The 22,637-nt window shown below is 69.7% G+C and carries 21 protein-coding genes; 11 read left to right on the top strand and 10 right to left on the bottom strand.

The window, feature by feature from the left end:
* Positions 1-122: 122 nt before the first annotated feature.
* The gene (locus IE225_RS27215; protein WP_190060267.1) at positions 123-686 is read left to right on the top strand and encodes a GNAT family N-acetyltransferase; all 564 of its coding nucleotides are present in this window, start codon (positions 123-125) and stop codon (positions 684-686) included.
* A gap of 39 nt (positions 687-725) precedes the next feature.
* On the opposite strand, the gene IE225_RS27210 is transcribed toward IE225_RS27215, so the two are convergent.
* The 6 genes from IE225_RS27210 to IE225_RS27185 all read right to left on the bottom strand — a co-directional run bounded on the left by IE225_RS27210 (position 726) and on the right by IE225_RS27185 (position 8,085).
* Positions 726-2,312, bottom strand: coding sequence for a type IV secretory system conjugative DNA transfer family protein (locus IE225_RS27210; RefSeq protein WP_190060266.1), 1,587 nt, complete (start codon positions 2,310-2,312; stop codon positions 726-728).
* A gap of 31 nt (positions 2,313-2,343) precedes the next feature.
* Positions 2,344-3,777, bottom strand: a complete 1,434-nt coding sequence (locus tag IE225_RS27205; RefSeq protein ID WP_190060265.1) for an ATP-binding protein — start codon at positions 3,775-3,777, stop codon at positions 2,344-2,346.
* A gap of 14 nt (positions 3,778-3,791) precedes the next feature.
* Positions 3,792-5,351: an SCO6880 family protein gene (locus IE225_RS27200; protein WP_190060264.1), complete on the bottom strand. Its 1,560-nt coding sequence runs from the start codon at positions 5,349-5,351 to the stop codon at positions 3,792-3,794.
* Entirely contained in the window at positions 5,348-6,694 is a 1,347-nt protein-coding gene (locus IE225_RS27195; protein ID WP_190060263.1) for a hypothetical protein, read from the bottom strand. Before IE225_RS27195 ends, IE225_RS27200 begins: the two co-directional genes overlap by 4 nt.
* Entirely contained in the window at positions 6,684-7,541 is an 858-nt protein-coding gene (locus IE225_RS27190) for a DUF8175 domain-containg protein (RefSeq protein ID WP_190060262.1), read from the bottom strand. The genes IE225_RS27195 and IE225_RS27190 overlap by 11 nt, the downstream gene beginning before the upstream one ends.
* Before the next feature lie 235 nt (positions 7,542-7,776).
* Positions 7,777-8,085, bottom strand: coding sequence for a DUF8827 family protein (locus IE225_RS27185; RefSeq protein ID WP_190060277.1), 309 nt, complete (start codon positions 8,083-8,085; stop codon positions 7,777-7,779).
* 1,105 nt (positions 8,086-9,190) lie between these two features.
* Here IE225_RS27185 and IE225_RS33545 point away from each other — a divergent pair.
* The 5 genes from IE225_RS33545 to IE225_RS27160 all read left to right on the top strand — a co-directional run bounded on the left by IE225_RS33545 (position 9,191) and on the right by IE225_RS27160 (position 15,735).
* Positions 9,191-9,745: a carcinine hydrolase/isopenicillin-N N-acyltransferase family protein gene (locus IE225_RS33545; protein ID WP_229880113.1), complete on the top strand. Its 555-nt coding sequence runs from the start codon at positions 9,191-9,193 to the stop codon at positions 9,743-9,745.
* Between the two features lie 277 nt (positions 9,746-10,022).
* The gene (locus IE225_RS33540; RefSeq protein ID WP_229880112.1) at positions 10,023-13,016 is read left to right on the top strand and encodes a hypothetical protein; all 2,994 of its coding nucleotides are present in this window, start codon (positions 10,023-10,025) and stop codon (positions 13,014-13,016) included.
* Positions 13,013-13,873, top strand: a complete 861-nt coding sequence (locus IE225_RS27170) for an immunity 49 family protein (RefSeq protein ID WP_190060261.1) — start codon at positions 13,013-13,015, stop codon at positions 13,871-13,873. The genes IE225_RS33540 and IE225_RS27170 overlap by 4 nt, the downstream gene beginning before the upstream one ends.
* 145 nt (positions 13,874-14,018) lie before the next feature.
* Positions 14,019-14,816, top strand: coding sequence for an immunity 49 family protein (locus IE225_RS27165; RefSeq protein WP_229880111.1), 798 nt, complete (start codon positions 14,019-14,021; stop codon positions 14,814-14,816).
* Between the two features lie 61 nt (positions 14,817-14,877).
* The gene (locus IE225_RS27160; RefSeq protein WP_229880109.1) at positions 14,878-15,735 is read left to right on the top strand and encodes an immunity 49 family protein; all 858 of its coding nucleotides are present in this window, start codon (positions 14,878-14,880) and stop codon (positions 15,733-15,735) included.
* 47 nt (positions 15,736-15,782) lie between these two features.
* Here IE225_RS27160 and IE225_RS33535 read toward each other — a convergent pair whose 3' ends face one another.
* Entirely contained in the window at positions 15,783-15,971 is a 189-nt protein-coding gene (locus IE225_RS33535; RefSeq protein ID WP_229880107.1) for a hypothetical protein, read from the bottom strand.
* A gap of 674 nt (positions 15,972-16,645) precedes the next feature.
* Between IE225_RS33535 and IE225_RS27150 the strand changes: the two genes are divergently transcribed.
* Together IE225_RS27150 and IE225_RS27145 are read left to right on the top strand one after the other, a co-directional pair.
* The gene (locus tag IE225_RS27150) at positions 16,646-17,506 is read left to right on the top strand and encodes an immunity 49 family protein (protein WP_229880106.1); all 861 of its coding nucleotides are present in this window, start codon (positions 16,646-16,648) and stop codon (positions 17,504-17,506) included.
* A 74-nt stretch (positions 17,507-17,580) separates the two neighbouring features.
* Positions 17,581-18,441 (top strand): immunity 49 family protein, encoded by an 861-nt coding sequence (locus IE225_RS27145; protein ID WP_190060274.1) that lies wholly within the window; start codon positions 17,581-17,583, stop codon positions 18,439-18,441.
* A 40-nt stretch (positions 18,442-18,481) separates the two neighbouring features.
* Here IE225_RS27145 and IE225_RS27140 read toward each other — a convergent pair whose 3' ends face one another.
* Genes IE225_RS27140 through IE225_RS27130 form a run of 3 tightly spaced genes read right to left on the bottom strand, consistent with a single transcriptional unit; the run spans position 18,482 to position 19,774 of the window.
* On the bottom strand, positions 18,482-18,721 hold the full coding sequence (locus tag IE225_RS27140) for a DUF397 domain-containing protein (RefSeq protein ID WP_190060258.1): 240 nt from the start codon (positions 18,719-18,721) through the stop codon (positions 18,482-18,484).
* Positions 18,714-18,917, bottom strand: coding sequence for a DUF397 domain-containing protein (locus IE225_RS27135; RefSeq protein ID WP_190060257.1), 204 nt, complete (start codon positions 18,915-18,917; stop codon positions 18,714-18,716). The genes IE225_RS27140 and IE225_RS27135 overlap by 8 nt, the downstream gene beginning before the upstream one ends.
* An 11-nt stretch (positions 18,918-18,928) precedes the next feature.
* On the bottom strand, positions 18,929-19,774 hold the full coding sequence (locus tag IE225_RS27130) for a helix-turn-helix domain-containing protein (RefSeq protein WP_190060256.1): 846 nt from the start codon (positions 19,772-19,774) through the stop codon (positions 18,929-18,931).
* Between the two features lie 196 nt (positions 19,775-19,970).
* On the opposite strand from IE225_RS27130, the gene IE225_RS27125 reads away from it, so the two are divergent.
* The 3 genes from IE225_RS27125 to IE225_RS27115 form a co-directional block, all read left to right on the top strand.
* Positions 19,971-20,435 (top strand): ATP-binding protein, encoded by a 465-nt coding sequence (locus tag IE225_RS27125; RefSeq protein ID WP_190060255.1) that lies wholly within the window; start codon positions 19,971-19,973, stop codon positions 20,433-20,435.
* A gap of 295 nt (positions 20,436-20,730) precedes the next feature.
* A complete protein-coding gene (locus IE225_RS27120; protein ID WP_190060254.1) occupies positions 20,731-21,552 on the top strand; it encodes a trypsin-like serine peptidase in 822 nt (273 codons plus the stop codon).
* A gap of 117 nt (positions 21,553-21,669) precedes the next feature.
* A partial coding sequence (locus IE225_RS27115) for a C40 family peptidase (protein WP_229880103.1) occupies positions 21,670-22,637 on the top strand: 968 nt, incomplete at its 3' end.

The following is a 22,637-nucleotide window of genomic DNA, read 5'->3' as shown; positions in this document are numbered from 1 at the left end:
GCGCCGATGGTACTGCAGGGGGGACCCTGTGGGAGAGTAGGACGCCGCCGAACAATTCGTGGGAAAGCCCCACACCGGAAAAGGTGTGGGGCTTTCTGCATGTCGGGGCTAGGCTCGTCGACATGACTTCCAGCAGCGATGAGAAGTACGTCATCCGGTCCATCCGCGCGGACGAGTGGCAGGCGGTCAAGGAGCTGCGGCTGGCCGCGCTGCGGGACCCGGCGGCACCGATCGCTTTCCTGGAGACGTACGAGGCCGCCGTGGCCCACCCCGACTCGTTCTGGCAGGAGCGGGCGGCCGGAAGCTGTGAGGGCTCCGAGCGGGTGCAGCAGATCATCGCCGAGGGGCCGGACGGGAAGTGGGTCGGGTCCGTGACCGTGCTCCTGGAGGAGCCGGGGACCACGGACTGGGCCGGCTTTCCGGTGGAGCGGAAGCAGGGGCATCTCGTCGGCGTGTACGTGCGGCCCGAGCACCGGGGGTGCGGGCTGACCGACGTGCTGTTCGACGCGGCGCTGGAGTGGGCCTGGGCGGCCGGGGCCGAGCGGGTGCGGCTGATCGTGCACGAGGACAACGGACGCGCGCAGCGCTTCTACCGCCGGATGGGGTTCGTGCCCAGCGGGGTGACGGTGCCGTTGCAGGGCCGCGAGGACGAGACCGAGCTGGAGTTCGTCCTCGACCGGGGGTGACCGGAGTCAGGAGCCGTACCGGATGTGCCCGGGAGGGGGTCACACCGGGAGCTCCGGGAGTTTCCGGTGGGGCCAGCGGGCGCGGGCCTGTTCGCGGGAGCGGAGCAGGGCCAGGGTGGGCAGACCCTGGCTGGCGCCGGTCGCCAGCAGGTCGGGGAGCTGGGGGAGCGGGGCCACTGCGGCGACGTCGTCCAGGACGAGGGTGAGTGGTGGGTCGAGCCGACCGGAGGATGACCGTTCGGCCATGCGCCGGCCGCGCTCGACCACGCTGGAGGCGAGTGCCGTCAACAGGGGCATCGCGCCTGGGTTCGTACGAGGATCCTCGAGGGACTCGCCCACCAGGTAAAGCGTTCCCCCTTCGTCGAGGAAGGAATCCAAGGCGAGCGCATCTGTTCGGTTCGGGGTGCAGGCTTCGCGGACGTTGACCGTGAGCAGGGCGGACAGGGCGCGGCCGGTGAGTTCCTGGGCGATGTCGCGGCGCTCGGGATGGGAGGTGAGGGCGGCCTCCAGCTCGCCCGCGGCGCCGGCGGCGGCCTTCGGGTTGGTGCGCAGGGTGCGTACCGCCTCCTGGACCTGGGTGCCCTGGGCCCAGCGGTGGACGTGGCGGATGGTGCGGCCGTCGATGGCGGCGGCGTGCAGGTAGCTGCGCAGCAAGGTCTCGGCGGTGTCAGCGACGGCCTGGTCGATCCGGGCGGTGGGGCGGACGGGGGCGAGGAGGGCGGCGGCTCGTTCGCGGGCCGTCTGCCGGTCCTCGCAGCCCGCCGTGGGGGACCAGTGGAGGCGGGCGGGAGTGTCGCAGAGGTGGGTGGGGTCGTAGAGGAGGACCGGGCCCATCTTGGCGCGGGCGTCCTTCGTGTCCGACCAGACGGCCGGGTCGGAGGTGAGGACGAGGGCGGGGCCCTCCGCGTCGCGCACGGCCTGGGTGGCGGCGGCCCGGCGGGCCTGCGGCGGGGCGTAGACGACCGGGCCCTCGGGGCGGGGGCCCGCCCACGCGTCGGCCACCAGCGGCGTCCCGGTCACCGGTGTCACCGGCGTCATCGGTGTCATCGGCGGCGTCCCGGCCGCCGGAAGCACCTCGGTCGCCGGGGGTGTGGCCGGCAGTGCCGGTGAGGTCTCCGGTGTCGTCCGCGGTGTAGGGATCTCGTGCGGTGGCGCGGCCGGGGTCTCGTGGGGCGCGGCCGGGGCCAGGGGGGCGGCGGGCCGCGTAGGGTCGTGGGCCTGCCGGTTGCCGTGTGCCGTGCGGCGCTTCAGGCGGCGGGCGCGCCAGCGGGCGATCGTGCCGATGGCGAACACGGTCAGCACGAACAGGACCATGAGCTGGCCGATGAACAGGCCCCAGAAGAGGCCGTAGCCGGAGAGCCGGTCCGGCGGGGTGTCGGGCCAGGCGCCGGCGATGTCGTGGGGGCGGCTGACGAGGTGGCGCATGGCCACGGGGGTGCGGGTGAAGGTGACGCCGTGCGGCCAGGAGCCGTGGGAGAACCAGCCGGCCAGGCCGGTGGCCGTCCACACCAGCAGGGTCATGCCGAGGAGGAAGGCGAGGACGCCGACGAGGAGGCCGTCGGGGATGCCTCCCCGGCCGCCGCTCTCACGGCGGTCGCGTCTCGGGTCGCGGTCGTCGGGCTGCACGCCTGCCTCCCCCTCGGTTTCCGGCTCGGTTCTAGGCCACCGTGGACTCGGACGAGCCGTCCAGGTCGCCGACGTGCTGTTCCAGGTGGTGTTCCACGAAGGCGGCAGCGCGGGCCTCCGCCTCCCGCTCGGCGGCGCGCAGGGCCTCGTCGGCGAGGTCGCTGGCGGACTCGGTCATGGCGCGGTCGGTGAAGACCAGGGGCCGTTCCATCTCGGTGACCAGGTGTTTGACGACCTGGACGTTGCCGTTGACGTCCCAGACGGCGATGCCGGGGGTGAGCGTCGGGATGATCTCCACGGCCCAGCGGGGCAGGCCGAGGACGCGGCCGGTGGCGCGTGCCTCGTCGGCCTTCTGGGCGTAGATCGTCCGGGTGGAGGCCATCTTCAGGATCGCCGCCGCCTCCTTGGCCGCCGCTCCGTCGACAACGTCGGAGAGGTGGTGGACGACGGCCACGAAGGACAGGCCGAGGCGCCGGCCGAACTTCAGCAGGCGCTGGAAGAGCTGGGCCACGAACGGGCTGTTGATGATGTGCCAGGCCTCTTCCACCAGGAAGATGCGCTTCTTGCGGTCGGGCCGGATCCAGGTGTGCTCCAGCCACACGCCGACGATCGCCATGAGGATGGGCATGGCGATGCTGTTGCGGTCGATGTGGGACAGGTCGAAGACGATCAGCGGGGCGTCCAGGTCGATGCCGACCGTCGTCGGGCCGTCGAACATGCCGCGCAGGTCGCCGTCGACCAGGCGGTCCAGGACGAGGGCGACGTCCAGGCCCCAGGAGCGGACGTCCTCTATGTCGACGTTCATCGCCTCGGCGGACTCCGGCTCGGGGTGGCGGAGCTGCTCGACGATGTCGGAGAGGACCGGCTGGCGGTCGACGATGGTCTCGTTGACGTAGGAGTGGGCGACCTTGAGGGCGAAGCCGGAACGTTCGTCCAGGCCGTGGCCCATGGCGACCTCGATGATGGTGCGCAGCAGCGCCAGCTGGCCCGTCGTGGTGATCGACGGGTCCAGCGGGTTGAGGCGGATGCCGTGGTCGAGGGCCGCCATGGGGTCGAGGCGGATGGGCGTTATCCCCAGCTCCTGGGCGATGAGGTTCCACTCGCCGACGCCGTCCTCGCCCTGCGCGTCCAGGACGACGACCTGGCGGTCCTTGAAGCGCAGCTGGCGCAGGACGTAGGTCTTCTCCAGGGCGGACTTGCCGTTGCCGGACTCGCCGAGGACGAGCCAGTGCGGGGCGGGCAGTTGCTGGCCGTAGAGCTGGAAGGGGTCGTAGATGTAGCCCTTTCCGGAGTAGACCTCGCGGCCGATGATGACGCCGGAGTCGCCGAGGCCGGGGGCCGCGGTGGGCAGGTAGACGGCCTGCGCCTGGCCCGTGGAGGTGCGCACGGGCAGGCGGGTGGTCTCCACCTTCCCGAAGAGGAAGGACGTGAAGGCTTCGGTGATGACGGACAGCGGGTCCCGCATCAGCGCATCAACCCCTACCTTCGGATTCCGGTGGCGAACGGGAGGGTGTTCACGAAGGCGCGGTGGTGCTCGCGGTCGCACCACTCCAGCTTCAGGTACGACTTGCCGGCCGAGGCCCTGATGGTCCGCTTGTCGCGGTTGAGGGCCTCCGGGGTGCGGGCGGAGACGGTGATGTAGCCGACGAGGTTGACGCCGGCGGCTCCGCTGGCGAGGTCCTCGCCGCGCTGGTCGAGGCGGTGGTGGGCGGCGATGTCGCGGGGGTCGACCGTGCGGTTCATCTTGGCGGCGCGGCTGGCCTCGGCGACGTCGTTGGTCTTCTCGGTGAGCATGCGCTCGATGGCGACCTCGGTGGGTTCGAGGTCCATGGTGACGGCGACCGTGCGGATGACGTCCGGGGTGTGCACGAGGAGCGGCGCGAGGAAGTTCACGCCGACCGGGGTCATCGGCCACTCCTTGATCCAGGCGGTGGCGTGGCACCAGGGCTCGCGGGTGGCGGACTCCCTCGTCTTGGCCTGGAGGTACGTCGGCTCGGTCGCGTCCAGCTCGGCCGGCCAGGCGTTGCGTTTGGTCATCGCCTGGATGTGGTCGATGGGGTGGTCCGGGTCGTACATGGAGTGGATCAGCGAGGCCAGCCGGGCCTGCCCGAGGGGCTGGCGGACGCGGATGTCGGCCTCCTGCAGGCGGGAGCAGATGTCGGTCAGCTCGCGGGCCATGACGACGGCGAGGCCGGCGTCCCGGTCCAGTTTGCGGCCGGCCTGCGGGCGCGCCGCCCGGGCCACGGCCTGCGCCTCGGCGGCGAGCTCGCGGGAGTAGTGCATGCAGGCGACGAGGTAGGCGCGGTGCTGCTCGCTGCTGGTGGACACCATGGACAGCAGCTGGTCGTACGACTGCCGCAGCCAGGCCGGGGAACGGTCGTCGCCGCGCGCGGCGACGTCCTTGGCGTGGGCGTCGGGGTCGGCGGGCAGGGTGCGGGCGAGCATCTGCAGGCGGGTGACGAAGCCGTCGCCGTTGGCCACGTGCTTGAGCAGGGTGCCGAAGCGGTCGACGAGGGCCTCCTGGTCCTCGCTGTCGCGCAGACCGACACCGGGGCCCTCGATCTCGATGCAGGCGGTGACGGTCCTGCGGTCGGCGTGCAGCAGGACGGCAATCTCGTCCGGCCCGAAAGGAGCGGAGAGCCAGGTGATGCGGCCGATGCCGGGCGGCGGGCCGATCTCGACCTCCCGGCCGTCGAGCCGGGTGCCGGCCTCCATCACGTCGGAGCGGTAGACGGCGCCGCGGCGCAGGGTGCGCTTGTAGCTGCGGTTGATCTCGAACCACTTGTAGAAGGTGCGGTGCCGGTAGGGGACGTACACGGCCGCGAGCGCCAGCAGCGGGAAGCCCGTGAGCAGCACGATGCGCAGGGACAGCACGGGGACGAGCAGGCCGCACATCATGCCGAGGAACGCGCCCGCGATGATCAGCACGATCTCGCCGGTCTCGCGGTTGCGGCCGACGATCGCGTTCGGCCGGGCGCGGCCGATCAGGTATGTACGGCGGGGCGTGACCGGAGGGGACACATGGGAATCGGTCGTCAACGCCCTTCACCTCCCGTGCGGTGGGTACTGCTGTTGCGGATGCCGGCGGCGTGCGGGGTGTTGACCGGGCTGGGCGCGCGGGGAGCGGGCGCGGCGGAGGGGACGGGTCCGCCGCCACCGTCCGAGGGGCGCGCGCTGTGCGCGGCGACTCCGCCGGAGGCGGGGTTGGCCGGGCGGGGCGTGGTGGCGGCCGGCTGACCGCCGCCGCCACCGCTGTCGGCGCGGGTGCTGTGGGTCCTGATGCCCTGGGCGACCATGGTCGCCGGGGAGCTGAGGACGGCGGCCGCCTTGCTCTCGGCGCCCTGCATGATGCGGTTGTTGCGGGAGGCGGCGATCTCGTCGCCGAAGCCGGGGACGAAACGGTAGATCATCGCGCTGGCGAAGATCGCCAGCAGGATGATGGCGAGGCCGGAGACGACGGCGGCGAGGGAGTCCGGGCCGCCGTCGGCGGCCAGGGCGCCGGCCAGGCCCAGCACGATCACGATGACCGGCTTCACCATGATCACCGCGATCATGATGCCCGCCCAGCGGCGGACGTGGCCCCACAGGTTCTTGTCGACCAGGCCGGAGTAGACGACCACGCCCAGCAGGGCGCCGACGTAGAGCAGGACGGCGCGCAGGAACAACTCCAGGTAGAGCACGCCGGCCGCGAGGATCGACACGAACGACACCAGGATCAGCATGATCGGGCCGCCGCCGATGTCGGTGCCCTTGCTCAGCGCGTCGGAGAAGGTGCCGAAGAACGTGTCCGTCTGGTCGCCGGTCGCCTTCGCCAGCACGTCCGTGACACCGTCCGTCGCCGACACCACCGTGTACAGGATCAGCGGGGTGAACGCCGACGCCAGGACCGTGAGCCAGAGGAAACCCACCGCCTCCGAGATCGCAGTCGTCAGAGGAACGCCGCGGACGGCCCGCTTGGCGACGGCCAGCAGCCACAGGACGAGGGTGAGAATCGCCGACGCGGCGAAGACGATGGCGTACTGCTGGAGGAACTTCTGATTGGTGAAGTCGACGTCCGCCGTCTCCTTCACGGCCTCGCTGAGCTTGTCCACCGTCCAGGCGGCGGCATCGGCACAGCCCTTGGCGAGGGAGGAGAGGGGGTCGAGGGGGGAGGTGGGGTCGATGTTGGGGGTGAGGTTGCGGGGGGTGGAGCCGGAGCGTTGGCCGCCCTGTTCGCAGTAGTCCTTGGCGGGGCCACGGATGAGATCGCAGGGGTCGTTGCTGGCCGTCGGGGACGGAGTTGGGGACGGCGCGGCGAAGACACGGGTGGCCCACAGCACCGTGGTGGCCTGCACGGCGGTGACGGCGGCCGCGATCCTAAGGAAGCGGTGGTTAGCGCGCATACGTGAAGCCTCCGTATTCCTCGACGGCCTTCGTCATGTCCTCGGCGGTGGAGGCCTTCTGGTCGCGCCCGACCGGTACGGGGCCGTCCTTCTGCTGGAAGTCGGTCACCTTCCAGTCGTTGTCGACCCACTTCAGCTCGTACGTCGTCGTGTACCAGCTCTCGGTGACCGGGTTGGTCGAGGCTTCGCCGGACAGACCGAAAAGCGACGTGTACCAGACCTCGACGGTGGCGTGGTCCGCGCTGAAAGCCGTGACTCTGGTGCCCACAGGGATGATCCGGGAGACGAACGTCTGGCCCTGGGGCGCGGTGCCGTCCTTGGTGAGGCCGATGTTGTTGAGGAACTTCTCGTTTGAGTACGCGTTGTCGAGGTCCGCCTGGCGGTGTGCGGCCACGTCGGCGGCGTACACAGTGTTCACGATCTCGTGCCGCCGGGCGGTGTCGAACATGTCGGCCGACCCCAAGGCCACCGCATAGTTCGCCGCCGCGCTCTGCGCCCCTTGCTGGTCGTGTGCGTACCCCGTCGGGATGCCCCCCGTCTTCGCCCGTACCGGTCGCTGTCCCGACGCCGCCGTCGCCGCGGAGTGCGGCTTGTCGGAGTTGGAGTCGGCCGAGGGGGAACCGCCTCCTCCGCGGTTCGCGAAGGCGATGGCGGCGATGAGGAGGACGACGACGCCGACGACCGTCACGAGGCTGCGGGAGGAGGAGCGGCCGGGGCGGCGGGCGCCGCCGTAGGGGTCGCCGCTCCGGCCGGGCAGGCGGGTGCGGGTCTGGCCGGTGCCGCCGTAGCCGCCGGGGCCGTCCGGGCGCGCGGGATCGCCGTAACCGTGCTCGTCTCCGAGACTCATGCCGCGTACGCCCCCTCGACGTCGTGCGGAACCACGTAGGTGTACGACGGTAGCCGTGCTGGTTCCCGCGCGGGCGCGGTGTGGTGACTCGACATCAGGGAAACGCAACCTCAGCCGGTGGGCACGACGGGTGGGCGGGGTGGTGGGGGCAACCGGGCGCGCCCGGAAGGTCGGACTGACGATGCTGACAGGTGCCGTGCGCGGGCGCGCGCCGGCGTGCGCTGGTCACGCGGGGTTACACGGCCATGCCGTACACGATGGTGAAGAGCGTGCCGAGCGAGCCGATGATGAAGACGCCGGTCAGGCCGGCGATGATCAGGCCCTTGCCCTGTTCGGCGCTGAAGGTGTCGCGCAGTGCGGTGGCGCCGATGCGCTGCTTGGCGGCGCCCCAGACGGCGATGCCCATGCAGAGCAGGATGGCGACGGCCATCACCACTTCGATCATCACCTTGGCCTCGTTGCCCAGGCTGCCGAAGGGGCCCCAGTCCGGAGCGATCCCGCCGATGATGGTGTTGATGTCTCCCTTATCGGCTGCGAGAAGCATGTAAGTCACCGCCCCTGTGTGGGTAGTTCCGGTCCTCTGCCCCTGCGGCGCAGAGGTCAGGCCTCATTGTCGCCGACAATGACGCTGTCGTATGTCGACTTGACGTCATTGATGGGCGGGTTCTGTACGAATACCTTGCCATCGTTGCGCCCCTGTTGCTCGGCCAGGTGTGTGACGGTGTGCGGAACGGCGTACGACGGGTCGTATGGTTACTCTGTGTATCACGGCGTGTCACGACCGGCAATGACACCGGACGGTCCGTCAAAGAGCCGTGGCCATGGCTTGGCAGGACGCTGGACGCGGTCGTAGGCGAACAGTCCGTGGCTGCCGCGCGGCCCGTTCGGCCGGTATCACACGTGGCTTCCACGCCCCGAGGCGCGACACGGCGGAGTGTCACCCGGAGGGTGACGGGGGTCAGCCAATGAAGGCGGTTACGCCCTCCGGGGTGCCCCAGCCGGTGGGGCCGTCGTAGCCCGACCGGGCGGTGCACAGGCAACTGGTGGAGCTACTGCCGACATCGCCGGCATCCCGCTCGCGCCCCCCTGACCGGTGGCGACTGTGGGTGACGTCATCCACAGCCGGTCCCGCTCCTCCAGACCGTGCCGCAGGGGCGGGGCATGCGCGCTCACCCGCCGGCGACGCCTGCGGGAATTGAAATGAGGACCGGAAAGAGAGTGGGGTCCTCCGCCATGAGCCGATACGTCAAGACGTTCCACGCCGTCGAGATCGGTGACGGCGGCGACGGGCGGGTGGGCCGAGCACGTCCGGCCGGCGCTGATGAGCGCGGGGGACCGGCTGACCGAGGAGGGCCGGACGCCCGAGGGCGCGGCCCGTGCCCAGCGGCTGTTCGAGGAGTACATGCCCGAGTTGGTCCCCGCACTCGACCGGCTCGCCGGCCAACTGGCCTCACCCCGGGCCAGGACGCTTCTCACCATGACAGCGGTGCGGCCGTTCTTCTCCGGCTGCACCCAGATCGGCCGCGAGGGCACCCTGCTCAGGAACTACGACTTCGCCCCCCGAACACTGCGAAGGCACCATCGTCTCCTCCCACTTCCTCCGCCCGGTGATCGGTGTGCAGGAAGCCGGGTGGGGTCTGCTGGACGGCATGAACGACGCCGGTCTCGCGGTGTCGCTCACCTTCGGCGGGCGGTTCGTCCACGGGCCGGGATGCGCGCTTCCCCTGGTGCTGCGCCATCTGCTGGAGACCTGCCGGACCGTCGAGGAGGCACTGGGCAGACTGCGCACCCTGTCCCTCGCGATCCCGCAGAACGTCACCCTCGTCGACCCGAACCGGACCGTGACGGTCTACGTCGGACCCGACATCCCGCTGACCGAGACGCCGGTCTCCTGCGCCGCCCACCACCAGCACCTGCCGGTGCCGGACGAGCAGGAGCGAGCCACCCGGACACAGGCGCGGCCGGCCGCCGTACAGGCAGCGGGAGTCGATGTCGCGGCGATGCTACGACCGCCGCTGTACCAATGCGCGTACGACGCATGGCACGCATGGCTGGGCACGGTGTACACGGCCCAGTACCGTCCCGCCGAGGGCCGTGTGACGTACCACTGGCCCGGAGAGAGTTGGGAGCACTCCTTCGCCGGCTTCTCCCCAGGATCCCGCACCGTCACCTTGGGGCTTGTGGACGAGAACGACGACCGCTGACACACACCCGACCCCACGTGGGAGGCACCCGCGTCCGTCGCGTCAGGAGTTCCCAGCCGACGGGGTGCTCGGGTCACCGCTCCGTGGTGGTGGGGCTTGACTCGACTCATAGCTTCCTCAAGGGAGTTGAGCGGGCGGGCTACGACGGTCACTGGGCCGACAGGGCTTGCGGTCGACACACCTTTGGCCGGAACCGCATTGCGCCCGCAACGCGTCGGTTGGTACAGATGGCCGAATCGATGGGTCTGTTGAGCAACGGGGGCAGGGGGTAACGGGAGTGCTCGACCCGGAGGCGATACCGCAGTACACGGGTGACCTGGGGAAGCTGGAGGAGGCCTGCGGCGGGCTGAAGGCGGACGCGGGGCACATCCGCGGCACCGGGCGGGACGTGCATGCCCGGTTCCAGGGGCTTTCGGCGTACTACCGGGCGCCGGAGGCGGAGCAGCTGTTCGCCACCACCCGGCCGGTCAAGGAGAAGGCGGACGACTTCGCCGGCGACCTGGAGACGGTCGCCTCCGCGCTGGCGGCGTATGCGTCCGACATCCGGCCGCTGGTGGCGAAGCTGGCGGAGCTGAAGCAGAAGGCGCAGACCTTCGTCGCCTCGGTCAAGGATGACGGGGATTGGCAGTACGACGGGGACAAGGTCGCCGAGCACAACCGGCTGCGGGACGAGGTCACGCAGACGGTGGCGGCGTTCTGGGCGGCGGAGCGGGCCTGCCACAACAAGATCACGGCGTTGTGGGGCGGGGTGCAGATGGTGGCCGGGGACGGCTCCAACCGCCCCGACCAGTACGGGTTCACCGCCGCGGACCTGAAGAATGCCAAGGTGCCGTGGGGCGATCCGGTGGAGGAAAAGCACCACTGGTGGGAGGTCGGCCACTGGGTGAAGTCCTTCGTGTGGGACGGCATCGTGGTGGACGGCATCTGGGGCACGATCAAGGGCCTGGGCACGCTGGTGGGCTTCGGCGGCTGGGAGGCGATGAAGCAGGCGTGGACGGGGCTGGCGCAGCTGGCCACCGGGCTGGCCCTGGCCTCCATCCCCGGGGTGGGCACCGCGTTCTGGGCGCTGCCGGAGGACAGGCTGCCGTCCTGGATCAAAGACTCGCGGCGGGCGCTGAAGGAGACCGGCAAGGCGCTGGTGGCCTGGGACGAGTGGGGCAAGAACCCCGCCCGCGCCGCCGGGGCGGTCACCTTCAACGTGCTCACCACGGTCTTCACCGGCGGCGCCGGCGGGGCGGCCTCGGGGGCGGGCAAGGCCGGCGCGGTGGCCCGGGCGATCTCGCTGGCGGGCAAGGCCGGGCGGATCATCGACCCGATGACGTACGTCGGCAAGGCCGCCGGGGCGGGCCTGTCCAAACTCGGCGACCTCGCCAAGGCCATCCGCGGCGCCGGCCGGATCGAGATTCCCCACCTGCCGAAGAACGCCCTCACCCTGCCCGAGGGCTCGATCAAACTGCCCGACGGCACCGTGCACCTGCCCGAGGGCGCCGCACTGCCGGCCGGGGCGGCGCGGCTGCCGGACGGCACCGTGCGCCTGCCGCACGACACCCCGGCCTTCCCCGAGCACACCACCAAGCTGCCCACCGAGCCGGGCGCCCCGGCCCGCTACCTGGACAGCCGGGGCAACCTCCTCGACGAACACGGCAGCGTCGTGCAGCACGCCGACGACGCCCCCACCGACATCGTCGACCGGCCCGAGACCGGCACCGGCACCTCGGCGTCGACGGGCGGCGGGGACACCCCGCACACCCCCACCCCGGTCCAGCAGCCCGCGCTGGCGAGCGTCGGTGCGCACACCGCCGAGCAGGCCGGACAGCACCTGCGGCTCGGCGACAGCTTCGACACCGGCCTGGGCGACGTGGGCCGCATCGGCGACGACGCGGCCACCCCGGCCGTCCACGCCGGCGGCGGCGACGCGCCCACCGTGCACGCCGGCGGCAGCGACACCCCCACCGTCCACGCGGGCGGCCCCGACACCCCCACCGTGCACGCGGGCGGCGACACCCCGCCCGTCCACACCGGCGACCACCTCCCCGGCGGCACCGCAGGCGACCACCTCCCCGGCGGTCGAGCCCCCGAGACCACTCCCACGGCCCGGCTCACCGAAACGGCACCCGGCGGCACCGCGGGGGAGCACATTCCCGGTGGTAGGAGCGACGACCTCGGCACCGGCGGCTCGTCGACAAGCCATGACCTGCCCGGGAACGGCGGCACGGACACCGTGCCCCACACGCACGAGCCGCCCACCGGCGGTGGCAACCTGGACGACCTCGGCGGACTGGGTGACGACGCGGGCGGGCTCGGCGACGACGCCGCACGCAATGGTGACGAGGCCCCGGGCCGGCATCCGGAGCAGCACAACGACGCCGGAAACGGTGACGGTCAGCACGCCGACGAGGCCGCGCGTCACCGGGAGATCATCGACGAGCAGGTCCGGCGTGCCAATCACGAGCCCGGCTATTTCGAGAAGTACTACAAGTCGAACGGCAATCGGAAGAGCCTGGACCTCGTCGATGAAACCGGTACGACGCCGCCCCAGTTGACGCGGGAGTCGCCGAACCACCCGTGGGTCGCGGTCCACGACGCCCCGCCGCCGCTCAAGCCGCGCTACCTCGGTGACTGGATCAAGCGCGGTCCCGACAGCGCGAGCCCGGAGGCGCTCTCGAAGCTGAACGAGGCCGCGGAGCACCGGCACCTCGCCATCCACCACGACAAGGTCATGGAGACCTGGAAGCAGGAGGCCAAGCAGGCGCACGAACACCACCCGACGTGGGAGACAGAGGCGGAGAAGATCGAAAGCCACGCCTCCTACCGCGAATCGCACATCCGGATGCGGGACGCCTCCGAGGCGTACGGCGAGGCGATCGCGGAGCACCACGTCATACCCGAGCACTACCCCGGTGCCACGCGTGAGCCGCTTCACGGACCTGCGAACGGCAACGATCAGTTCGACCAGGTCTGGCGGACGCAAGACGGCCGTTACGTCGTCGTCGAGGCCAAGAGCAGCGTCGACACGGAACTGGGCGCTCGCAATCTGCCGGATGGGAAGCGGGTTTCGCAGGGTACCAGGGAATATTTCCTCGATATTATCCGTGAAATGGAGGAACGAGGAAGGAATAACCCGGCTGAGGCAGAGCTGGCGGAAAAACTCATGGATGCCCTGGATGAGGGTAAATTGGACTACATAGTCGTCAAGGGGGAGAGGAATGCCGGAGAGTACGCTGGCTACCGCATGAGGCAGTTCGACATTTCTGACAGGAGTGCTCCGTGAGTGTCACCATCCCGCGTCACAGTTCGCCCGGTCCCGATGACGAGGGGTATGCGGAACGCCTCGGTCGGAGCGTGACGAAGGGCGTTCAGCGGCTGGAGCGGTCGCCTGGTTCGCTCGACATGTATCTCGGCACTGCCCTCTTGCATCTCCAGGCCCGTTGTGCTGTGGACCCGCGTGCGGCGCGGTTGGAGACGTGGGAGGCGGTGGTCACCGCCATGCAGATCTATTCCGCGCTGTTCGCGGTGACGGGTGCCACGGAGGGGACCGTGCAGTGCCGTATCGCGCACGAGGTCCGCACGATTCCCGCGATCGGCCCGCGTCCGTACGCCGACGCCGGCAACTGGCTCACCGCCTTCTGGCTGGCGGTGATCTGCCGTGACCAGAAGCGTCTCACCGAGCTGTGCGAGGTGCCGCTCGACCGGCTGCGCTCGCCCGAGGGTTCCTTCGACGAGTACGTCTACCACTGGGTGGCCGCGCTCCAGGCCTACTGGTTGCAGCGGCCCGGGCTTGTGGAGGAGCTGACTGCGGCGCTGCAGGGCTCGCATCCCGACGTCGCCCGCATCGCTCCTCGCGACCTGCTGCAGAACATCCTGTATCCGCCGATCAATCTCTTCTACCGGTTCCTGCGTCAGGACGTTCAGGGCTTCAACCAGGCCCTCGCGGAGGCTGTGGAGTTGCACAAGGCGTACTGGACCGCCGACCAGAAACGGACCGACAGTCCGTCGGGCATGGTCGCCCTCGCCCCCCTTGCCGTCGCCTGCCTCGCCCACGACGGAGGCATCCCGGTCGAGGTCGAGTCGGACTACCTGCCCAAGCACCTCCTCCAGCGCGACTGGCTCGGCGAGTTCGAGACGTGAGGATGTGCGGACGAGGGGCGAGGGACGAGGGCGGTTCGATCGGGCGGCCGGGTTGATGAGGAGACGTGACGTAGGGGGAGGCGCGTCGGTCGCATTCGTTCCCCGTCACCCCTTCCCCACGGAAAGCGCGGCGGCAGGTCTCGCTGTGCTCGAGGAGAACGCCTCACGGCTGGTCGACGGGCTGGAGGCCGACTCGACGGACCTGGGCGATGCCCTGGGCACCACACTCACCCTGGCCAAGTCGCACTGCCTGCTGGACCCGGAAGCGGCTCGGCTGCCCACGTGGGAGTCCTGGGTCACCGCGATGCAGGTCGGCTCCGCCGTGTTCGCCGCGGCGGTTACGTCCGAGGAGCACGTGGGCTGCCGCATCGCGGACAAGGACCGCATGCTCCGGGCCACCGGGCCGCAGCCGTACGTGAACGCAGGTGCCTGGCTCGCGGCCTTCTACCTGGCCGTGGTGTGCCGGGAGAGGGACAGGATCACGGCGCTGTGCCGAGTCCCGGTGTCCCTGCTGCGGGAATCCGGTTCCCGGTACGACGAGTTCCAGTACGCCTGGATCGACACGCTCCAGACCTACTGGCTCGGGGGTGCCGATCTCGGCGCGAAGCTGGTGGCCGCGGTCGACGGCACGGACCCGGCGGCCGCCGCCGTCGCGGATCCGGAGACAGCGGCGAAGCTGCTGTACCCGCCGATGGAGCTGTTCCATCGGTTCGTCCGGCAGGACCACGCCGGATTCAATCGGGCTCTGACCGACGCGCTGCAAGGGCACAAGGGGTACTGGAGCGAGGAGAGCCGCGCCCTGCAGAGCACGGGCCTCGTCGCTCTCGCCCCGCTTGCCATGACCTGTTTCGCCTACGACGCGGGATTTCCCATCGAGGTGAAGTCCGAGTACCTGCCCCTCGCCCTCGTGGAACGCTCCTGGGTGGGAGAGTTCCCCACGTGAGACGGAGTTCTTCCTCGCCCGTGCCCAGGCGGAAGGTCGGCATCCCGGACAGGAGCACGCCGTGACCGTCGTCAGCAGGCATGGCACTCCCGGCCCCCGTGCCGAAAGCTATGCCGAAGCACTCGGTAAGAGTCTTGCGATGTCCGTGGGGTGGCTCGACGAGTCGGCATCGATGATCGACTCTGCGTTCTCCAAGTCCTTGCTGCATCTGCAGGCTCGCTGCAAGGTCGATCCCGGAGCTGCGAAGCTGGAGACCTGGGAAGCTGTTGTCACAGCCATGCAGATCGGGGCCGCGCTGTTTGCCGTGACCGGCACCGAGGAGGGCATCGTCCGGTGCCGCGTCGCCCATGAGGTGCGCAGTATTCCGGCCATCGGCCCGCGGCCGTATGCGGACGCCGGTAATTGGCTTACGGCGTTCTGGCTGGCCGTTGTGTGCCGCGACCAGAAGCGCTTGACTGCGCTGTGCGAGGTCCCGTTGGAACGGCTTCGCTCCACCGAGGGCTCGTATGACGAGTACGTCTACCACTGGGTGGGCGCCCTCCAGGCGTACTGGCTTCGGCGACCAGGTCTGGTCGAGGAGTTGATGAAAGCGCTGCAGAAGTCGCATCCCGAGGTCGCGCGGGTTGCTCCGCGCGACCTGTTGCAGAACATCCTGTATCCGCCGATCAATCTCTTCTACCGGTTCCTGCGTCAGGACGTTCAGGGCTTCAATCAGGCCTTGGCGGAGGCGGTGGAGTTGCACAAGGCGTACTGGACCGCGGACGAGGACCGGACCGACGACCCGTCGGGCATGGTCGCCCTCGCCCCGCTCGCTGTCGCCTGCCTGGCCCACGACGGAGGCATGCCGGTCGAGGTCGAGTCGGACTACCTGCCCAAGCACCTCCTCCGGCGCGACTGGCTCGGCGAGTTCGAGACGTGAGGAGGTGAAGACGTGAGACGTGAAGACAGGGGGTGAGGGTGGGTCGGTCAGGGGTGGTTGTTTTCCACGAAGTGGTCGAACTCGCCGGCCTGTATGCCGAGGACGAAGACCCGCCACTTGCGGCGGGTGGTGGTGACCACGGTGTCCGGGGCGCTGGTCTCGCGGAGGTAGACCGGGGCGTCGTCGCCGTCGCCCTCGCCGAGGGCAGCCTGAAGCTGCCGGACGGCACCGTTCACCTGCCGGAGGGCTCGGCCCTGCCCGAGGGCGCGACCAGACTCGCGGACGGCCGCATCCGGCTGCCGCATGACACCTCCGCCTTTCCCGAGGGCACCCCCAGACTCCCCACCGGCGAAGGCGCCCCGGCGCGCTATCTGGACAGCCAGGGCAACCTCCTCGACGAGCACGGCAACGTCCTCCACGACGCCGGCCACGCCCCCACCGACATCGTCGACCGGCCGGAACCGGGCAGCACCCCGACCGCGGGCGCGGACACCCCGCACACCCCCACCCCGGTCGAACAGCCGGCGATGGCCGGCGCCGGCGCACACACCGCCGAGCAGGCCGCCCAGCACCTCCGCCTGAGAGGAGGTCGTCAGATATCACGCAGTGCCGGACAATTTCTCTGACGCTCACGAAGTGGCGCCGCTGGGTACCGAAAACCGCAGGTTCGATCACATATATGAAAGCGGTGACCGCCACCTGATTGTTGGGGTCAAAGCTCCCAAACGATAAATAACATGCTGAAGTGCCCCAAGGAGACTGTACTCGCACTCAAGCTTTTCAGTCAGCCTCCTCGGTCAGCTTCGTGCGGGTAAGCTGGATTGCGTGCTCGTCAGGGCGATCGAAAGTCCCGGTCATCACATCGGCTACATCATGAAGTAGTTCGACATAGGGTAGAGGGGGCAATGCTGTGCCCGTAATCGTAAGTCGTCACGAATTCCCTGCAGAGGGTGCTGAAGAGCGCAATGAGCTGCTGCGTCAAGCGGCCGGTGCGGTGATCGACGAGCTTGAGGGAAGCGCGAGCAATCTTGAGCAGGCGTTCCTTCTTACATTTACGGAAGCGACATCGCGTTGTTTGCTCGACCCGCTGGCGGAGTATGCTCCCACGTGGCGTGCGTGGGTGTCGGCTATGCAGGTCGGGTCCGCACTCTTTGCCTCGGCCACTGCTTCGGAAGAGCGGATCGACGCACGCATCGCGGGCAAGGTTCGGTCCATTCCCGTGTCAGGTCCCAACTCTGCCGCAAATCCGGGGAACTGGGTCAAGGCTTTCTGGCTGGCAATTGTGTGCCGCGAGCAGGATCGGATGACCCAGTTGTGCAACGTTCCGATTTCTCTGCTGCGGGCTTCCGGTACGGAATATGATGAGTACGTCTATGCATGGATCGATGCGTTGCAAAGTTACTGGCTCCAGCGAGGGAATGTAAGTGAGAAGCTGGTTGCCGCAGTCAATGGAACCAAACCGGACGCGACTGTGATCGCCAGCCGGGCACTGATGCTCAAAATCCTCTATCCGTCGTTGGAGCTGTTCTACCGTTACTTGCGTCAAGACCGCGAGCAGTTCAACACCGTACTTGCCGAGGCGCTTCAGTGGCACAAGGAATACTGGACGGAAGACGAGGATCGTGCCTCCAGCAGTGAGGGGCTGGTGGCGCTCGGGCCGTTGGCGATGGCGGCTCTCGCGCACGATGCGGGGTTCCCGTTTCAGGTCCAGTCCGAGTACCTGCCCAGGGCTCTTGTCGAAGGAGCGTGGATCGGTGAATTCGACACCTGAAGGTCTTGATGTGCCGCTCGGCTCATTCCTCTCTCAAGGATCATCTTTCGATGAGCGGTGAGCGCGCGCACGCCGTGACCGTCAACATTCCGCGTCACAGCTCGCCCGGTCCCGATGACGAAGGCTACGCGGCAGACCTCGGCGAAGACGTGCTGGAGGACGTGCAGGACCTTGCGGAGTCGCCCGATTCGATCGACATGACTCTCGGCACGGCTCTTCTGCACCTTCAGGCCCGTTGTGCCGTGGACCCGCGTGCGGCGAGGTTGGAGACGTGGGAGTCGGTGGTCACCGCGATGCAGCTCTACTCGGCACTGTTCGCGGTGACCGGCGCGAGCGACGGTGTGGTCCAGTGCCGTATCGCGCACGAGGTTCGCACGATTCCCGTGATCGGACCGCAGCCGTATGCGGACGCGGGCAACTGGCTCACCGCCTTCTGGCTGGCGGTGATCTGCCGTGATCAGAAGCGCCTCACCGAGCTGTGCGAAGTACCAGTGGAGCGGCTGCGCACTGACGAGGGGGCGTTCGACGAGTACGTCTACCACTGGGTGGGCGCTCTCCAGGCCTACTGGTTGCGGCGTCCGGATCTGATCGAGCGGCTCACCGCAGCCCTTCAGGGCTCGCATCCTGATGTCGCCCGCATCGCTCCTCGCGACCTGCTGCAGAACATCCTGTATCCGCCGATCAATCTCTTCTACCGGTTCCTGCGTCAGGACGTTCAGGGCTTCAATCAGGCCTTGGTGGAGGCGGTGGAGTTGCACAAGGCGTACTGGACCGCCGATCAGAAACGGACCGACAGTCCGTCGGGCATGGTCGCCGTCGCCCCGCTCGCTGTCGCCTGCCTGGCCCACGACGGAGGCATGCCGGTCGAGGTCGAGTCGGACTACCTGCCCAAGCACCTCCTCCGGCGCGACTGGCTCGGCGAGTTCGAGACGTGAGGAGGTGAGGGCGTGAAGACAGGAGCGAGGGCGGGGTCGGTCAGGGGCGGTTGTCCTCCACGAAGTGGTCGAACTCGCCGGCCTGTACGCCGAGGACGAAGGCCCGCCACTTGCGGCGGGTGGTGGTGACCACGGTGTCCGGGGCGCTGGTCTCGCGGAGGTAGACCGGGGCGTCGTCGCCGTCGCCCTCGCCGAAGGCGATCTCGATCCAGGGGCCGGGGCCGGTCGCCTCCGGCGGGGCGGCCCGGGTCCAGGTGAGGGTGGAGGGGACGTCAGTCATGGCGGGGCTCCTGCTTGAGGGCCTTGAGGGTGGTGAGGAGGGCGGCGAAGGCGGCCGGTGCGGCGGTGAGTATCGCGCCGGTCGGGTCGCTGCTCTCGGTGAGGTGGATCGTTTCGGTGGTGGGGGAGGCGGCGACGTGGAGGCAGGAGTTGCCCTGGGCGCAGTGGGACGACTTCTGCCAGGCGAGTTGGGCCATCTCGGGTTTCCTCACAGGTCCTGGACCACTTTGTGGATGAAGTCCCGCGATTCCTCGGGGGAGAGCGCGCAGGCCCCCATGCGGTCGAGCAGCACGCGGTACTTGTCGAGCTGGGCTTCGGAGTCGAGGAACACCGGGCCGTGCGACTGGTCGAGGTTCACGGTGTCGAGCTGCGGTACCGGTCCCTTGGCGTAGTAGATCGATTGTCCGGATCCGGGGAAGGTTCCGGCGTCGAAGGGGATCACCTGGATGGTGATGTGCGGGCGCTCGCTCATGTCCAGCAGGTGCCGGAGCTGCGCACGGGTGACGGAGGGTCCGCCGAACTTCATGCGCAGCGCGGCCTCGTGGATGATCGCCTGGTGCGGCGTCGGCGGGTCGCGATAGAGGACGGCCTGGCGCTTGATGCGGAACGAGACCCGGTGCTCGATGTCGGGCGGTGACATCTCCGGGACGTCCTGGCGGAAGATCTCGCGGGCGTAGTCGGTGGTCTGGAACAGGCCCGGGATGTGCACGGTCACGGCGGTGCGCAGCTGTGTCGCGTAGTGCTCGACCTCGGCCAGGTCCAGCAGCGCCGCGGGCAGGATCTCGCGGTACTCCTCCCACCAGCCGCGTGACCGTTCCGTCGCCATCTCGCTCAGCGCCTCGACGAGGGCCCGGTCCCCGCAGTCGTAGTGGCAGGCCAGCGTGCGGATGCGTTCTGGGCTGACACCTGCCCGTCCGGCCTCGACGTTGCTGATCTGGTTCTGCTGCACGCCGAGCAGTCGGCTCGCCTGTGTGGAGGTCAGGCCGGCGCGTTCCCGGAGTTTGCGCAGCTCGGCGCCCAGACGGAGCTGACGACCCGTCGGATTGCTTCTCACGGGTGTCCTGCCTTCCTCGTCACCCACACGAGTGGTAAATCAGCGCTTTTACGGAAACCGTGTAAGACCTTTTACGGATGTCGCTACCTTATCGCCCAGGCGCCCTCCGCCCAGAAGCACACCGTCCGACGGGGCGGCCGCGTCACTGGGCAACCGTGGACACAACCCCAACTCCCCTCAGTGATCGGAGACTTCCATGGCCACCGTATCCCCGTCCTGGGCCTACACCCTTCACCTCCCGCGTGATCCACGCTCACCGGGGATCGCGCGTACGACGCTGCGGGCGGTGCTCGCCGCCCGGGGAATGGCCGAACTGGTGCCGACGGCCGAGTTGTTGGCGGCGGAGTTGCTGGCCAACGCGCATCTGCACACCCGGGGGCCCTACGCGCTGCGGATCCGGGGCGAGGAACGGGGGCGCCTCCAGGTGGGGGTGTGGGACAGGGACCCGCGGGTGCCGGCCGGGTTCCGGGCCGACGGGGAGCCGGTCGTCGTGGCCGGGGAGGAGGACGAGCACGGGCGGGGGCTGCAGCTCGTACGGGCCTGCGCGGACGCGTGGGGGGTGTCGGTGCTGCGGGAGCACGGGGCGTCCAGGGGAGGGAAGCTGCTGTGGGTGGAATGTCACCCGGACGGCGTAGGGCGGCGGCCGGCCGGCGGAGGGTGAGTCACCGCGCTCGTTACGGTGGTGGGCGAGGACGCCGTCGAGGCAGCGGGGCAGGAGGGCACAGGAGGGGGAGGGAGGAAGGCGGTCGCGTCATGGCCTGGTCACCGTCGTCGCCGTCACTGTCACCATCGCTGTCACTGTCACCATCGCTGTCACTGTCACCATCGCTGTCACCGTCACCGTCACCGTCGCCGGGGCGTACGGAGGTGAGTGCGGCCGGGGGACTGCGGGTGCGGGAGGGGATTCCGGCGGACCGGGGTTGTTTTCTCGCCTCCGCGGGGCACAGTGAGGGCCGATGAAGCGCGTCTCATGGTTCAGCGGACTTCAGCGGGTCCCCCAGTGGGTCCTCCCCCGGCGGATTCTTCCCCGGAAGGGACGCCCCCGGCGTGCCCTGGTCTGGGCGACGGCGTTGCTCGCCGCGACCTCGGCGTCGGCGGCGGCCGCCGCCGACGGGCCCGGGCCGCTGGGTGTGACGGCGGTGGCCGGGCGGACGGCGGTGAGCGAGCGGGTCGGCGCGCTGTTCCCGGCCGACCGGGCGGAGCGGCTCGCCGGCGGGCACTTCTGCACCGCCTCCGTGGTGCGCAGTCCCCGGCGGGACCTGATCGTCACCGCCGCGCACTGCGTGGACGACGGCGACGACCTGGTCTTCGTGCCCGGGTACCGGAACGGCGAGGCGCCGCATGGGGTGTGGGCCGTGCGCCGGGTGTTCCTGCCCGACGGGTGGACGAAGCGGCGGGACGAGGACGACGACGTCGCCTTCGCCGCGTTGGAGGAGCGGGACGGGCGCGACGTCGAGGACGTCGTCGGTGGGAACCGGTTCGTCACCGGGAGCGCCACCGGGGCCACCGCCGTGACCGTCACCGGGTATCCGGACGCCCGCGAGGTGCCGGTCTCCTGCACCAACAGGCCGACCTCCTACAGCCGTACCCAGCAGCGCATCTCCTGCCCCGGGTTCGGCGGCGGGACCAGCGGCAGCCCGTGGGTCAACGGGGACCACGAGGTGGTGGGGGTGCTCGGCGGGTTCCACCGGGGCGGGTACGACCCGGACGTCTCCTACAGCGTGGTGCTGGGGGCGCACGCCGCGGAGCTGTACCGGGACGCCGCGAGTGACCCCTGAGACGGCGGGGAAGGAGACCTGACGTTTCGTCAGGATGCGGTCGGCGCATGATCACACCGAAGGGCGGGGGCCACCTCTACACTGACGCGTGGCGGACTCCCGGGCGGTGAGGGGCGGGTGACGGTGCGTAAGGTGTGGATCGCGGCGGGCGCCGCCGTCGGCGGCGGGCTCGCCTTCGTCATGCTCCTCGTCGTCGGCGTGTACGTCGTCGCCGGCAACCTGCTGAACGGCGCCGGCGGCACGGTCGCCCTCGCCAAGGGATCCGTGCCGGCCGCCTACCGGCCGCTGGTGCAGAAGTGGGGCAACCTGTGCCCCGCGATCAACCCGGCGCTGCTGGCCGCGCAGTTGTACCAGGAGAGCGGGTTCAACCCCAGGGCCGTGAGCCCGGCGAAGGCCCAGGGGATAGCGCAGTTCATCCCGGGCACCTGGGCCACCCAGGGCATCGACGGGGACGGCGACGGGGACCGGGACGTGTGGGACCCCAACGACGCCATCCCGTCCGCCGCGTCCTACGACTGCCACCTCGCGTCCTACGTGAAGGACGTACCTGGGAACCTGGCCGAAAACATGCTGGCCGCCTACAACGCCGGGGCGTACGCGGTGATCAAGCACCAGGGTGTGCCGCCGTATTCGGAGACGCGGAACTACGTCAAGACGATCACCACGCTCGCGCAGAGCTTCGCCGCGCCCGTCACCCGGCTCGACCCCTCGCGGCAGGCCGCCGGGGCGATCGAGTTCGCGCAGAAGAAGCTCGGCACCCCCTACCTGTGGGGCGGGGAGGGCACGCCCGAGCAGGGCGGGCGGTTCGACTGCTCGGGGCTGACCCAGGCGGCGTACGAGAGCGTCGGCATCACCCTGCCCCGCGTCGCCAACGACCAGTACAACGCCGGCCCGCACCCCTCGCGCGGCGAACTGCTCCCCGGCGACCTGGTGTTCTTCTCCGACGACCTGACCAACTCCCGCGCCATCCGGCACGTCGGCATCTACGTCGGCGGCGGCTACATGATCGACGCGCCGCGCACGGGGGCCGTGATCCGGTTCGACCCGATCGACACGCCGGACTACTTCGGGGCCACCCGGGTGAC

This window comes from Streptomyces echinoruber, assembly GCF_014651135.1.
Taxonomy (GTDB): Bacteria; Actinomycetota; Actinomycetes; order Streptomycetales; family Streptomycetaceae; genus Streptomyces; species Streptomyces echinoruber.
The sequence above is the reverse complement of the archived record's forward strand: the minus strand, read 5'-3'. Positions and strand labels throughout refer to the sequence as shown.